This is a genomic window from Pseudomonas sp. LBUM1678 (assembly GCF_059695575.1).
On sequence record NZ_CP166775.1, the window covers coordinates 5,694,755 to 5,707,693 of the forward strand.

15 protein-coding genes are annotated in these 12,939 nt (G+C 59.5%); 12 read left to right on the forward strand and 3 right to left on the reverse strand.

Features of this window, described 5'->3' with window-relative positions; translation table 11 throughout:
* Positions 1-51: 51 nt before the first annotated feature.
* Together hemH and ACA070_RS25845 are read right to left on the reverse strand one after the other, a co-directional pair.
* Positions 52-1,077 (reverse strand): ferrochelatase, encoded by a 1,026-nt coding sequence (gene hemH / locus ACA070_RS25840; protein WP_497448864.1) that lies wholly within the window; start codon positions 1,075-1,077, stop codon positions 52-54.
* Positions 1,078-1,090: 13 nt separating this feature from the next.
* Positions 1,091-1,993: a TIGR01777 family oxidoreductase gene (locus tag ACA070_RS25845; protein ID WP_497448865.1), complete on the reverse strand. Its 903-nt coding sequence runs from the start codon at positions 1,991-1,993 to the stop codon at positions 1,091-1,093.
* A 196-nt stretch (positions 1,994-2,189) separates the two neighbouring features.
* Between ACA070_RS25845 and ACA070_RS25850 the strand changes: the two genes are divergently transcribed.
* The 12 genes from ACA070_RS25850 to ACA070_RS25905 all read left to right on the forward strand — a co-directional run bounded on the left by ACA070_RS25850 (position 2,190) and on the right by ACA070_RS25905 (position 12,255).
* Positions 2,190-3,176: an NAD(P)/FAD-dependent oxidoreductase gene (locus ACA070_RS25850; protein ID WP_077749006.1), complete on the forward strand. Its 987-nt coding sequence runs from the start codon at positions 2,190-2,192 to the stop codon at positions 3,174-3,176.
* A complete protein-coding gene (locus tag ACA070_RS25855) occupies positions 3,173-3,388 on the forward strand; it encodes a TIGR02450 family Trp-rich protein (RefSeq protein WP_497448866.1) in 216 nt (71 codons plus the stop codon). The genes ACA070_RS25850 and ACA070_RS25855 overlap by 4 nt, the downstream gene beginning before the upstream one ends.
* 134 nt (positions 3,389-3,522) lie before the next feature.
* Positions 3,523-4,485, forward strand: coding sequence for a YbgA family protein (locus ACA070_RS25860; protein ID WP_497448867.1), 963 nt, complete (start codon positions 3,523-3,525; stop codon positions 4,483-4,485).
* Positions 4,485-5,426 (forward strand): MerR family transcriptional regulator, encoded by a 942-nt coding sequence (locus ACA070_RS25865; protein ID WP_497448868.1) that lies wholly within the window; start codon positions 4,485-4,487, stop codon positions 5,424-5,426. Before ACA070_RS25860 ends, ACA070_RS25865 begins: the two co-directional genes overlap by 1 nt.
* A gap of 20 nt (positions 5,427-5,446) precedes the next feature.
* Complete coding sequence (gene phrB / locus ACA070_RS25870) at positions 5,447-6,892, forward strand: deoxyribodipyrimidine photo-lyase (protein WP_497452023.1); 1,446 nt, start codon at positions 5,447-5,449, stop codon at positions 6,890-6,892.
* A complete protein-coding gene (locus ACA070_RS25875) occupies positions 6,885-7,307 on the forward strand; it encodes a nuclear transport factor 2 family protein (RefSeq protein WP_497448869.1) in 423 nt (140 codons plus the stop codon). Before phrB ends, ACA070_RS25875 begins: the two co-directional genes overlap by 8 nt.
* A complete protein-coding gene (locus ACA070_RS25880; protein ID WP_497448870.1) occupies positions 7,304-8,086 on the forward strand; it encodes an SDR family NAD(P)-dependent oxidoreductase in 783 nt (260 codons plus the stop codon). The genes ACA070_RS25875 and ACA070_RS25880 overlap by 4 nt, the downstream gene beginning before the upstream one ends.
* Positions 8,083-9,330, forward strand: a complete 1,248-nt coding sequence (locus ACA070_RS25885; protein ID WP_497448871.1) for an NAD(P)/FAD-dependent oxidoreductase — start codon at positions 8,083-8,085, stop codon at positions 9,328-9,330. Before ACA070_RS25880 ends, ACA070_RS25885 begins: the two co-directional genes overlap by 4 nt.
* The gene (locus ACA070_RS25890) at positions 9,327-10,142 is read left to right on the forward strand and encodes a DUF1365 domain-containing protein (RefSeq protein WP_497448872.1); all 816 of its coding nucleotides are present in this window, start codon (positions 9,327-9,329) and stop codon (positions 10,140-10,142) included. Before ACA070_RS25885 ends, ACA070_RS25890 begins: the two co-directional genes overlap by 4 nt.
* Positions 10,129-11,400 (forward strand): class I SAM-dependent methyltransferase, encoded by a 1,272-nt coding sequence (locus ACA070_RS25895; RefSeq protein WP_497448873.1) that lies wholly within the window; start codon positions 10,129-10,131, stop codon positions 11,398-11,400. Before ACA070_RS25890 ends, ACA070_RS25895 begins: the two co-directional genes overlap by 14 nt.
* A complete protein-coding gene (locus tag ACA070_RS25900; protein ID WP_497448874.1) occupies positions 11,393-11,896 on the forward strand; it encodes a DUF2878 domain-containing protein in 504 nt (167 codons plus the stop codon). The genes ACA070_RS25895 and ACA070_RS25900 overlap by 8 nt, the downstream gene beginning before the upstream one ends.
* A gap of 53 nt (positions 11,897-11,949) precedes the next feature.
* Positions 11,950-12,255, forward strand: a complete 306-nt coding sequence (locus ACA070_RS25905) for a YkgJ family cysteine cluster protein (protein WP_131059487.1) — start codon at positions 11,950-11,952, stop codon at positions 12,253-12,255.
* Between the two features lie 103 nt (positions 12,256-12,358).
* On the opposite strand, the gene ACA070_RS25910 is transcribed toward ACA070_RS25905, so the two are convergent.
* Positions 12,359-12,877, reverse strand: a complete 519-nt coding sequence (locus ACA070_RS25910; RefSeq protein WP_497448875.1) for an acyloxyacyl hydrolase — start codon at positions 12,875-12,877, stop codon at positions 12,359-12,361.
* Positions 12,878-12,939: the final 62 nt, after the last annotated feature.

Consider the following 12,939-nt stretch of genomic DNA (forward strand, 5'->3'; position numbering starts at 1 on the left):
TTGTGTTGAGCCACACACAACCTGTAGGAGCGAGGCTTGCCCGCGAAGCATTTAAAGCGCCAACGGGGCTCTTTCGCACAAGGTATTCAACGCCCGCGCCCACTGCGGATCATCGTTGAGGCACGGCACCAGCACCAACTCCTCTCCCCCCGCCTCGCGGAACAATTCCTTCCCGCGATCACCGATTTCCTCAAGCGTCTCGATGCAATCGGCAACAAACGCCGGGCACATGACCAGGACTTTCTTCACGCCCATTCCGGCCAATTCATCGAGGCGCGCCTCGGTATAGGGTTCGATCCATTTCGCACGGCCCAGACGCGACTGGAACGACACCGACCACGTGCCATTCGCCAGCCCCATGCGCTTGGCGAACTCCGACGCCGTGCGCAGGCATTGCGCGCGATAGCAGGTGGCCAAGACCGCTGGCGAAGCGTTCTTGCAGCAATCCTCATTCTTGAAGCAATGCTTGCCCGTCGGATCGAGCTTGGTGAGGTGGCGCTCCGGCAATCCGTGGAAGCTCAGCAGCAAGTGATCGTAATCCTGCTGCAAATGCGGCTTGGCACTGGCCACCAAGGCATCGAGGTATTCCGGCTGATCGTAGAACGGCTGGAGAATCGACAGCTGCACATTGAGATTCTTCTCGCGCAACACCCGCTTGGCTTCTTCGATCACCGTGGTCACGGTGCTGTCGGCGAACTGTGGATAAAGTGGCGCGAGGGTGACTCTTTTGTAGCCCTGCGCCGCCAGCTCAACCAGTTTCGACTCAATCGACGGCTCGCCGTAACGCATTGCCAGCTCAACCGGCCCGTGAGTCCACTGGGCGGTCATGGCCTGTTGCAGGCGACGGCTAAGCACCACCAGCGGCGAGCCCTCCTCCCACCAGATCGACGCGTAGGCGTGGGCCGACTGCTCCGGACGATTAATCAGGATCAGCGACACCAGCAAGCGACGCACCGGCCACGGCAGATCGATCACGTACGGATCCATGAGAAATTGATTGAGGTAGCTGCGCACATCCGCCACCGACGTGGAGGCAGGCGAACCCAGGTTGACCAGAAGCAATGCGTGATCGGTCATGCAACGTCCTATTTCAAAGGCGGCTGGACAGATCGTCCAGGGCCGCACGCAGATCAGTGAACTGGAAAGTGAAACCCGCTTCCAGCAAGCGCGCTGGTACGGCCTTCTGACCGCCCAGCAACAGCAGTGACAACTCGCCCAGGCACACTTTCAAGGCCAGGGCCGGCATCGGCATGAACGCCGGACGATGCAGCACGCTGCCCAAGGTCTTGGCGAACTCGCTGTTGCGCACCGGTTTAGGCGCGCAGGCATTATAAGGACCGCTGGCGTCGTTGCGATGCAGAAGAAAATCAATCAGGGCGATTTGATCGTTGATATGAATCCATGGCATCCACTGCCGACCACTGCCCAGAGGCCCGCCCAGCCCCAACTTGAACGGCAGCAACAGCCGCGACAAAAAGCCGCCCTCGGCGGACAACACCAACCCGGTTCGAATCAGAATCACCCGAACGCCCAAGGCCTCGGCGCGCTGGGCGGTTTCTTCCCAGGCAATGCACAACTGACTGGCGAAATCATCGATGGACGGCGGAGACGCTTCAGTCAGCTCCCGCTCGCCACTGTCGCCGTACCAGCCAATGGCGGATCCCGAGATCAGTACCTGCGGTTTCTGCTCACGGGTTTCGATCCACGCCAACAAGGTTTCGGTCAGGGTGATGCGACTGCTCCAGAGCAAGGCTTTGCGTCTGGACGTCCATGGCCGATCGGCGATGGGCGCGCCCGCCAGGTTGATAATTGCGTCCACCGGCTCTTGCCCGAAGTCTTCGAGCGACGCGATGCCGCGAACCTGGGCACCGCAGATTTTTGCGACTTTTTCCGGTGTGCGACTCAAGACTGTCAGGCGATGTCCTTGGCTCAACCAGTGTCGGCAGAGTTGACGTCCTATCAAACCAGTACCGCCGGTCAGCAATATGTGCATGACTTCTTCCTCGCGTGGCGTTTTACCCTGTTCACTAGTCTATTTTTATAAGCAGGGATCTTTGGTATCGGGCAGGCTCTGTGTTTAACAATAGGCCAAGCTGTCAGATCGAGAACGCTAAAAGTTATACCGAAAAACAATATTGTACAGGTTTAAACCACGGCGTAGTCTGTACAGAAAGGTAAACGAGGCCCCTATGACTGTACCTATCGCAATCATCGGCACCGGCATCGCCGGGCTCTCAGCCGCCCAGGCCCTGACAGAAGTCGGGCACATCGTCCAACTTTTCGATAAAAGCCGCGGCAGTGGCGGACGCATGTCGAGCAAGCGCAGCGATGCGGGTGCCTTGGACATGGGCGCCCAGTATTTCACTGCCCGCGACCGTCGGTTTGTCACCGAGGTCCAGCGCTGGCAATCCAACGGATGGGTCGCCGAATGGACACCGCAGCTCTACACCTTCCACGGCGGCCAACTCAATCTGTCGCCAGACGAACAGACGCGCTGGGTCGGTACGCCACGCATGAGCGCCATCACTCGCGGCCTGCTCGGGGATCTGGAAGTGCATTTCGCCTGCCGGATCACCGAGGTTTATCGCGGTGAAGAACACTGGCACCTGCAAGACGCCGAGGGCTTCACCCATGGTCCGTTCAGCCACGTGGTGATCGCCACGCCGGCGCCTCAAGCGACTGCACTGCTGGCCTCCGCGCCGAAACTCGCCGGGGCCGCCGCCGGGGTAAAAATGGAGCCGACCTGGGCGGTAGCGCTGGCGTTCGATACACCGCTGGATACCCCCATGGAAGGTTGCTTCGTGCAGGACAGCCCGCTCGACTGGCTCGCGCGCAACCGCAGCAAACCCGGGCGCGACAACACCCTAGATACGTGGGTGCTGCATGCGACCAGTGCCTGGAGTCGGCAACATATCGACCTGCCCAAGGAGGCCGTGATCGAGCAACTGCACGGTGCATTTGCCGAGCTGTTGCACAGCGCCATGCCCGCCCCGACCTTCAGCCTCGCGCATCGCTGGCTCTACGCACGCCCCGCCAGCAGTCACGAATGGGGCGCCTTGGCCGATGCCGATCTGGGCCTGTATGTGTGTGGCGACTGGTGCTTGTCCGGGCGTGTCGAAGGCGCCTGGCTCAGCGGCCAGGAAGCTGCGCGCCGCTTGCATGAGCACCTGCAGTGAATCGCATTTCCCCGAGTAAATTGCTGCTGTCGAAATGGACAGCAGCCCATCCGCAAAACCGCGAAAAACATTTTCTGGTGACCGAGTTGTTCCGCGATGAGGAAGGCACGGTGCTGGATGTCGAGTTGCAGGCGGTGTTGACCCAACGCAATCAGCGTTTCGCCTGGCAGTCCCTGAAAGATAGCAACGCCTGGATACTCGGCTGGAAATAGCTCGCTCCCACAAGGGAATGCATCCTCTCGAAAACCTGTACAAACAATTTGACTTGTACACCTTTGAATCTATGATGAAGACCATGTTGTACAGAATCATCACTCTGTACAGGTTTTAGATTCGAGGTGCTCCGATGCGCGAACAGCCAACGACCCGTCCGAAAATCGCCATCAGCGCCTGCTTGATGGGGGCCGAGGTGCGTTACAACGGCGGGCACAAGGAATCACGGCTGTGCAGTCGCACCCTCACCGACTATTTCGATTTCGTCCCGGTGTGCCCGGAAGTCGCCATCGGCTTGGGTATTCCTCGCGAACCGATCCGCCTGATCGGCGACCCTGAACATCCCGAGGCGGTCGGCACCGTCAACCCTGAGATCAACGTCACCCGGCCACTCGCCGAGTACGGTCAAAAAATGGCCGCGGAACTGGACGATGTCTGCGGCTACATCTTTATGCAGAAATCCCCTTCGTGCGGCCTCGACCGGGTCAAGGTCTACCACGCCAACGGAGCGCCGGTGGACGGTGGTGGACGCGGCATCTACGCCCAGGCGTTCTGCGCCCTGCACCCCGACTTGCCGGTGGAAGAAGCTGGCCGCCTCAACGACCCGGTGCTGCGCGAAAACTTCCTCACCCGCGTGTTCGCCTACAGCGCCTGGCAGCAGTTACGGCAAGAAGGCCTGACCCGACGCGGCCTCACGGACTTCCATTCGCGCTACAAATACCTGCTGATGGCCCACAACCCGGTGCAATACAAAACCCTGGGCAACTTGCTGGGCAACATGGGCCAGACCGATCCCGACGAACTCGGCCCGCGCTACTTCAGCGAGCTGATGGTCGCTTTGAAAAAATGTGCCACGCGCCGCACTCACACCAATGTGCTGCAACACATCAGTGGTTACCTCAAACAGGTCATCAGCCCTGAAGACAAGCAGGAAGTGCAACACGTCATCGGCCAGTACCGACACGGCATCGTGCCGCTGGTGGTGCCAATGACGCTGCTCAAACATTACTTCCGCCAACACCCGGATCCGTATATTGCGCAGCAGGTTTACCTTCAGCCGCACCCGGAAAACCTCAGTCTGCGAAACGCAATCTAATGAAAAGTCCACTCGACACCAGCGCCCGGGAAGACCTCGGCGATGACTTCAAGAAAGCCCTGGACGAAGGCTGGTTGCCGATCCGTGAAGTGGCGCGGCAGACCGGCGTGAACGCCGTGACCCTGCGCGCCTGGGAACGACGTTACGGGCTGATCGTGCCCCAGCGCACGCCCAAGGGGCATCGCCTGTTCTCTGCCGAACACGTGCAACGAATCTTGACGATCCTCACCTGGCTCAATCGTGGCGTGGCCGTCAGCCAGGTCAAGCAACTGCTCGACACGCCTCAGGCCTTTACCGAAGCCATCGAAAACGATTGGCAGGTGCTGGGCCAGACGTTGCTGCAAGCGGTGACCCAACTCAATGAACGCACGCTGGATGACACCGTCAATCAAGCCATGGCGCTGTATCCGCCACGCACCTTGTGCGAACAACTGCTGATGCCGTTGCTGGCGGAACTGGAACAACGCTGGCAGGGCCAGTTCGGTGCGCAGATGGAGCGGGTGTTTTTCTTTTCCTGGCTGCGCAGCAAATTTGGCGCACGCATCTACCATAACAATCGTCAGTTACGCACCGCGCCATTTCTGTTGATCAACCACTCGGACCTGCCACTGGAACCTCATCTGTGGCTGACCGCGTGGCTGATCAGCAGCGCCGATTGCCCGGTGGAAGTCTTCGACTGGCCGCTGCCGGCGGGCGAACTCTCGTTGGCGGTCGATCACCTGCAAGCCCGCGGCGTACTGCTGTATTCCAGCAAAGCCATGAATCTTTCGCAGCTACCGAAACTTTTGAATGGCGTCAGTTGCCCAAAAATAATTGCCGGACCAACGGTATGCATCCACCACGCCGAGTTGTCCGTAAGAACTTCCGAGATCGCTGATTTGTTCCTGGCTGAAGACCCGCTATTGGCTCATCAGGAACTGGTCAAGCGTGGGCTTATTTAATGAAACGTGCGGACACCACCATGCAATTGATCTGGCTGCGCAGCGACTTGCGCCTACACGACAATACCGCCCTCTCGGCTGCCGCAGCGCGCGGCCCGACGGTGGCGGTCTACCTGTTGAGCCCGGAGCAATGGCTGGAACACGATGACGCGCCCTGCAAAGTGGACTTCTGGCTGCGCAACCTGGATGAACTGAGCCGCGCCCTGGGCGAGCTGAACATTCCCCTGCTGATCCGCCGGGCCCCACGCTGGGATGAGGCGCCGAACGTTCTGCTCGAACTGTGTCAGCAATTGAACATTGACGCGGTGCACGTCAACGAGGAATACGGCATTCATGAAAGCCGTCGTGATACGGCGGTAGCCGAAACGCTGAAGGCTCATGACATCGACTTCTTTAGCTACCTTGATCAACTGCTGTTCAAACCGGGCACCGTGCTGACCAGGACTGGCACTTACTTCCAGGTCTTCGGCCAGTTCCGCAAAGTCTGTTACGAACGCCTGCACCGCTCTCTTCCGGGACGGGTTGCTGCACCGGCCGTACAGGCGCCATTGAACATCAGCAGCGACGACATCCCGTCGAGCGTTGAAGGTTTCGAGACGCCCAGCGACAGTTTGCGCAAGCTTTGGCCGGCCGGTGAAACCGAAGCGCGCCGCCGCCTCGACACCTTCGCCGACGCACAAATCGACTACTACAAAAACGAGCGCGACTTCCCGGCCAAACCCGGCACCAGCCAGCTCTCGGCCTACCTGGCTGCCGGGGTGATATCCCCACGCCAGTGTTTGCACGCCGCCGTGCAAAGTAACCAAGGCGAGTTCGAAAGCGGCAAGGTTGGTGCGGTCACCTGGATCAACGAGTTGCTGTGGCGCGAGTTCTACAAACACGTTCTGGTGGGCTACCCACGGGTCTCGCGTCACCGCGCATTCCGCCCGGAAACCGAAGCCCTGGCCTGGCGCGACGCCCCGGAAGAACTACTGGCCTGGCAGCAAGCCCGTACCGGCCTGCCGATCATCGACGCAGCCATGCGCCAATTGCTCGAAACCGGCTGGATGCACAACCGCTTGCGCATGGTGGTGGCGATGTTCCTGACCAAGAACCTGCTGATCGACTGGCGCGAAGGCGAACGTTTTTTCATGCGCCACTTGATCGACGGCGACCTGGCGGCGAACAACGGCGGCTGGCAGTGGAGTGCTTCCACAGGTACTGACTCGGCACCCTATTTCCGTATTTTCAATCCGTTGAGCCAGTCGGAAAAATTCGACGCCGAAGGCGTGTTCATCAAGCACTGGCTACCGGAGCTGGCCGGGCTGAACAAGAAAGAAGTGCACAACCCGGCGAACGTCGGCGGCTTGTTCGGGGTTGCGGATTACCCATCGCCAATCGTCAATCTAAGCACCAGTCGAGCACGTGCCTTGGCTGCGTTCAAAAACCTGCCGTCGCGACAGAGCGCAGGAGGTGCTTATGAGTGATTTCCTGCGGCATTTTGCCCGGCAGTTCGCGCAATTGGACAAAGACAACCTGCAACGCCTCGGTGAGCTCTACACCGAAGACGTGCACTTCACCGATCCGCTTCATGAAGTGCAAGGACTCGGACAATTGCGCAGCTACTTCGCGGAGCTCTACGCCAACGTCAGCGAACTGCGTTTTGATTTTCACGGCTTCGACCAGACCGGCGAAGGCGAAGGGTATCTGCGCTGGGTCATGAGTTACCGCCATCCACGCCTGGGTGGCGGCCAGTTGATTCGCGTTGACGGGTGCTCGCACTTGCGCTGGCGCGACAAGGTTTACCGCCACCGGGATTACTTCGATGCCGGGGCACTACTTTACGAACATTTACCCGTATTGGGCCGGGCGATTGCCTGGTTGAAAAGGAGAATGGGATGAGCCTTACGCCTCCACGGCGATACTGGTTAACGGGTGCCAGCAGTGGCATTGGCGCTTCACTGGCCGAAGAAATACTGAAAACCGGCGCACACCTGGCCGTGAGCTCGCGCTCGAAAGCGGTGCTGAAAGTCTTGTCCCTGCGTTATCCCGGGCAAGTGCTGGTCGTGCCTGGCGATCTGACTGACAGTCAGACAGTGCGCGAAATCGGCGAACAAATTGCTTATGCCTGGGGCTCTCTGGACACGGTCATCCTCAATGCCGGCACCTGCGAATACGTCGACGTTAAGCAGTTCGATGCGTCGATCGTGGAGCACGTGGTGCGCACCAATTTGCTCGCGAGCGCCTATTGCATCGAGGCCGCGTTGCCCCTGCTACGCAAGGGCACGGCGCCGCATCTGGTGGGCGTCGCCAGTTCGGTGACCTACCTGCCGCTACCAAGGGCCGAAGCCTATGGCGCGTCGAAGGCCGGGTTGCGTTACCTGTTCGAATCCCTGCGCATTGATCTGGCGCCGGAAGGCATCGAAGTCACGGTGGTCAGCCCGGGGTTTGTCGAAACCCCGCTGACGGCAAAAAACGATTTCCCGATGCCGCTCAGTTGGCCAGTGGCCAAGGCCGCCCGGCACATCTTCGCCAAGCTCAAGAACCGTCCGCTGGAGATCGCCTTTCCCGGATTGTTCATGGCTGCTCTCTGGCCTCTGTCGAAAATGCCCAACTGCGTGAAACTGGCGATCGGCAAACGCATGGTGCGCAGCAGTCCGCCGATCCGGGATGTACCGTGAACATCGCCATCATCGGCAGCGGGATCTCGGGGCTGACCAGCGCCTACCTGCTCAACCGCAGGCATGAGATCACCCTGTTCGAGGCCAGCGACTGGGTCGGCGGTCACACACACACCGTGGATGTGACCGTCGATGGTCAGCGCTACGCCGTGGACACCGGTTTCATTGTGTTCAACGACTGGACCTACCCGAATTTCATTCGCCTGCTGGGCCAGACCGGCGTGGGGTTCAAACCGACTGAAATGAGTTTTTCAGTGACGGATCCGGACTCGGGCCTGGAGTACAACGGCAATAACCTCAACAGCTTGTTCGCCCAACGTCGAAATCTGTTGTCGCCAGGATTCTGGGGCATGTTGCGCGACATCCAGCGCTTCAATAAAGAAGCCCGGCGCGACCTGGATGAAGGGCGGATCGCCGTCGACACCACGCTGGACGACTACCTGAAAAACGGCCGCTATGGCGAGCGCTTCATCCTCCATTACATCGTGCCGATGGGCGCAGCGATCTGGTCGATGTCCATGGCGGACATGCTCGGTTTCCCGCTGCAATTCTTTGTCAGGTTTTTCAAGAATCACGGCCTGCTCTCAGTCAGCAATCGCCCGCAATGGCGTGTGATCGAAGGCAGCTCGAGTGCTTACATCGGGCCATTGACGGCGACCTTTAAAGAGAAGATCCGTCTCAACTGCCCAGTGACCCGGGTCGAACGTGATGAGGATGGCGTCATGGTCCACAGCACCGCCGGCAGCGAGCGTTTCGACAAAGTAGTGTTTGCCTGTCACAGCGATCAGGCCCTGAAGCTGTTGGCCAAGCCGAGCGATGCCGAACAATCAATCCTCAGCGCCCTGCCCTACGCCGACAACGAAGTGGTGCTGCACACCGACACACGCCTGCTGCCCACCCGAAAACTCGCTTGGGCCAGCTGGAATTATCGCCTCGGTGGCCCGGGCCACACTCGGGCAGCCGTCACCTACGACATGAACATCCTGCAAGGCATCCAGAGCGATACCACGTTCTGCGTCAGCCTCAACCAGAGCGCAGGCATCGAGCCGGGCAAAGTGCTCGCCAAATTCACGTACGCGCATCCGCAATTCAGCCTGGCGGCCGTCGCTGCGCAAAACCGCTGGGAAGAATTGGACGGCGCGCAACACTCTTACTATTGCGGCGCCTATTGGGCCAACGGTTTCCATGAAGACGGCGTGGTCAGCGCGTTACGCGTCGCTCGCTCGTTTGGCGAAGTATTGTGAACAGCGCCCTCTACAGCGGCTGGATCGCCCATCGGCGGTTCGCCCCAAAGCCCCATGCCTTCCGTTACCGGATCGGCCTGTTGTACCTGGACCTCGACGAACAGGACGCCGTGCTTGGTTTGTCGCCGTTCTCGGGCACCAGTCGCTTCGCCCCGTACTCGTTTCGCGAGAGTGATTACCTCAAAGCCTATACCGGCAACGGCACGCGCCTGATTGACGCGGTACGCCAACTCGTCAGCCAGGCCATCGGCCATGCACCGCAAGGTTCAATCTGCCTGCTGACCCAGGCCCGCAGTTGGGGCCTGTCGTTCAATCCGGTGAGTTTTTTCTACTGCCATGAGGCTGACGGGCAATTGGCGGCGATTCTTTGCGAAGTCACCAACACCCCGTGGCGCGAGCGTTATCACTACGTATTACCCGCCAAGGCCCCGGTGAATCTGTCCGATTTCCATCAACACTTCGCCGTGGCAAAGGCGTTTTACGTCTCGCCGTTTTTGCCGCCAGACCTGGAATACCGCATGAGTTTCAGTCCCGCGGCGCAAAAGCTCGGCGTGCACATGGCGGACTGGCAGGGCGATGTGAAATTGTTCGACGCCACGCTCAGCCTGAAACGCGAAGCACTCGATCGAGCCAGCCTGCACCGTTACTTGCGGCGCTTTCCGTGGATGACGGCGAAAACCTGCCTCGCGATCTATTGGCAGGCCCTGCGCCTGTTGCTTAAACGCGTACCGCTATTCGCTCATCAGGCTGCCGATGGCAGCGTTCAAACCGCCCTGGTTCCGCCCAAGGATCGCCGTCATGAAATCCACTAGTGCCTCGGCCAAAGTCAATCTTCTCAGCCCCCATGGCCTGACCGGATCGTTGCTGCGCCGTGGCGTACTGCGGCAACTGACGCAGCTCAAACATGGACAATTGGTGGTCATCGAAAACGGCGAACGGCATGTCTTCGGTAACGCAGGCAGTCAACTGATCGGGGAGATCCATATCCTCGACGCTGCTGCGTGGGGTCTGGTGGCGGGTAACGGGTCGATCGGCGCTGGCGAAGCGTTTATCCACGGCTATTGGAGTTCACCGGACCTGACCGCGGTGGTTCGCGTTTTCGTCAGCAACCTTGAGGTGCTGGATGCGCTGGAAGGTGGCCTGGCGAAACTCGGCCGCCCCTTCGTTCAAGGGCTGCACTGGCTCAATCGCAACACGCGCAAGGGCTCGCAGAAAAACATCGCGGCTCACTACGACCTCGGCAATGACCTGTTCGAACAGTTTCTCGACCCCACCATGATGTATTCCGCCGCGCAGTTCCTGTCGGACGAAGACAGCCTGGAACAGGCGCAGTTGAACAAGCTGGAGCGGATCTGCCAGAAACTCGCGCTGAAACCCAGTGATCACTTGCTGGAAATCGGCACCGGCTGGGGCAGCATGGCGCTTTACGCGGCGCAGCATTACGGCTGCAAAGTCACCACCACCACGCTGTCAAAAGAACAGTACGCCTTTACTGCACAACGCATCGAAGCCCTAGGCCTGCAAGACCAGGTCACGCTGCTGCTCAAGGATTACCGCGACCTCACCGGGCAGTACGACAAACTGGTGTCGATCGAGATGATCGAAGCCGTCGGCCATCGCTTCCTGCCGGTCTATTTCAAACAATGCGCTCACCTGCTCAAAAGCAACGGGTTGATGCTGTTGCAGGCGATCACCATCCGCGAACAGCGTTACGAACAGGCCAAGGGCAGTGTCGATTTCATTCAGCGCTACATTTTCCCCGGCGGCGCCCTGCCCTGTGTGCAGAAGATGCTGGAAATCATCAGCCGCGACACCGACATGAACCTGCTGCACATGGAGGATTTCGGCCTGCATTACGCCCGAACCCTGCGCCTGTGGCATGAGAATTTTCGCCGCGCCCAGGGGCGCTTGAGCGAATTGGGCTACGACGATTATTTCCTGCGGTTGTGGGAATTTTATCTGTGTTACTGCGAAGGGGGATTCCTGGAGCGCACCATCGGCACTGCGCAATTGCTGCTGGCCAAACCGTCGGCGATGCCCGCGCCGCTGCTTGGCCGCTTCGATGCTTGAGCGCGTGGCCAATGCCGTGCTGTTTCAGCTCGGCTGGTTTGCCTGTGTGGCGGGCGGCAACAGTTTATGGCTGTTAGTGGCGCTAGCGGCGCTGGTGATTCATTTGCTGTGGATAAGTCGCTGGGCCGATGAAGGCCGACTGATCCTCAGCGTTGTGCTGCTGGGCACCACCGTCGACAGTTCGTTGCGCTGGCTGGGGGTGTTCGACTTCGCCGACGTCGCGCCATTGATTCCGCTGTGGCTGATACTGTTGTGGGCGTTACTGGCAACGACCTTGCGCCATTGCCTGCAATGGACCGCCAACCCCTGGTGGCTCGGCAGCCTGCTGGGCGCGGTGGGTGGACCGATGTCGTATTTCGCGGGAGGGAAACTGGCGGACGTGCAGTTCCCTTACGGCCAGGTGCCCACGCTGGTGGGCATCGGACTGCTCTGGGCCTTGTTGTTTCCCGCGCTGCATTTCATGGCTCAACGGCTGGCGGCGAACACCCGCAGCTGAGCGTCCGTCAGGCCTTTTACACAGTTTCGGCCCACTGCCTTACACTGCGCGCCATGAAAACCATTCCCCACACGCAAATCACCGAGCCGGCCGTCACATGCTCGACCTGCGCAGCCTGTTGCTGTCAGCTCGAAGTCATGCTGATCACCGACACGGGTGTGCCCGAGCGTTTTATCGATACCGATGATTGGGGCGGGGAAGTCATGCTGCGTCTGGATGACGGCTGGTGCGCTGCGCTGGATCGCAACAGCATGATGTGCACCATCTACGAAAAACGCCCGCTGATCTGCCGGGAGTTCGAGATGGGGGCACCGGAATGCATCGAAGAGCGCCAGGGAATTACTACGGCGTATCGGTAGTTAAAGATGTGATGTTAGTTCTGACGCCTTCGCGGGCAAGCCTCGCTCCTACAGGTCAGGTGGTTTCCTGTAGGAGCGAGGCTTGCCCGCGAAGCTTTTAACGTCACAACGGCATCGTGTAGTGCAGCGCGTAGCTTTCTACACCGTTGTTCGGGCTACTGAGCCCGGCATTTGAATAGTGCGTCGCACGAATGCCGACTTCATGTCCGCCCGCAAAGCGCAGGCCAAAGCCGAACCGGTCTTCAAACTGAAAGGCACTGCCGAGTTGATTGTTTTCAACTTCGGTATTGGCGAACACCGCGACGCCAACGCCCAACTCCACGTAGGGCTTGACGGTCTGGCCGGAAAATTCGTAAACAAGCACCGGCGAGAACGACAGGCTGTGGTTGCTGGAGGCCTCGTCGCCGTCCCAGTAGGTGTAAGCGCCGCTCCAGTACCCGGTCAAACGACCGACATCACTCTGCAACCAACTCTTGTCCCAATCGAATTGCATGCCCAGTCGATAGGTCATGGTCGACTCGCTGGTCTGGCCGACCGCGAACTCCACGCCTGCCGCCTGTGCAGTGAAACTTTGCCCCATCAGTGCGGCCGCAATCGCGGCCAAGCAGAATAGTCGCTTCATTAGAAACATCCTTTTCCGAACAATTTCGTAAGGTTATTTTTGTTGCTCACCGCTATAGAAGT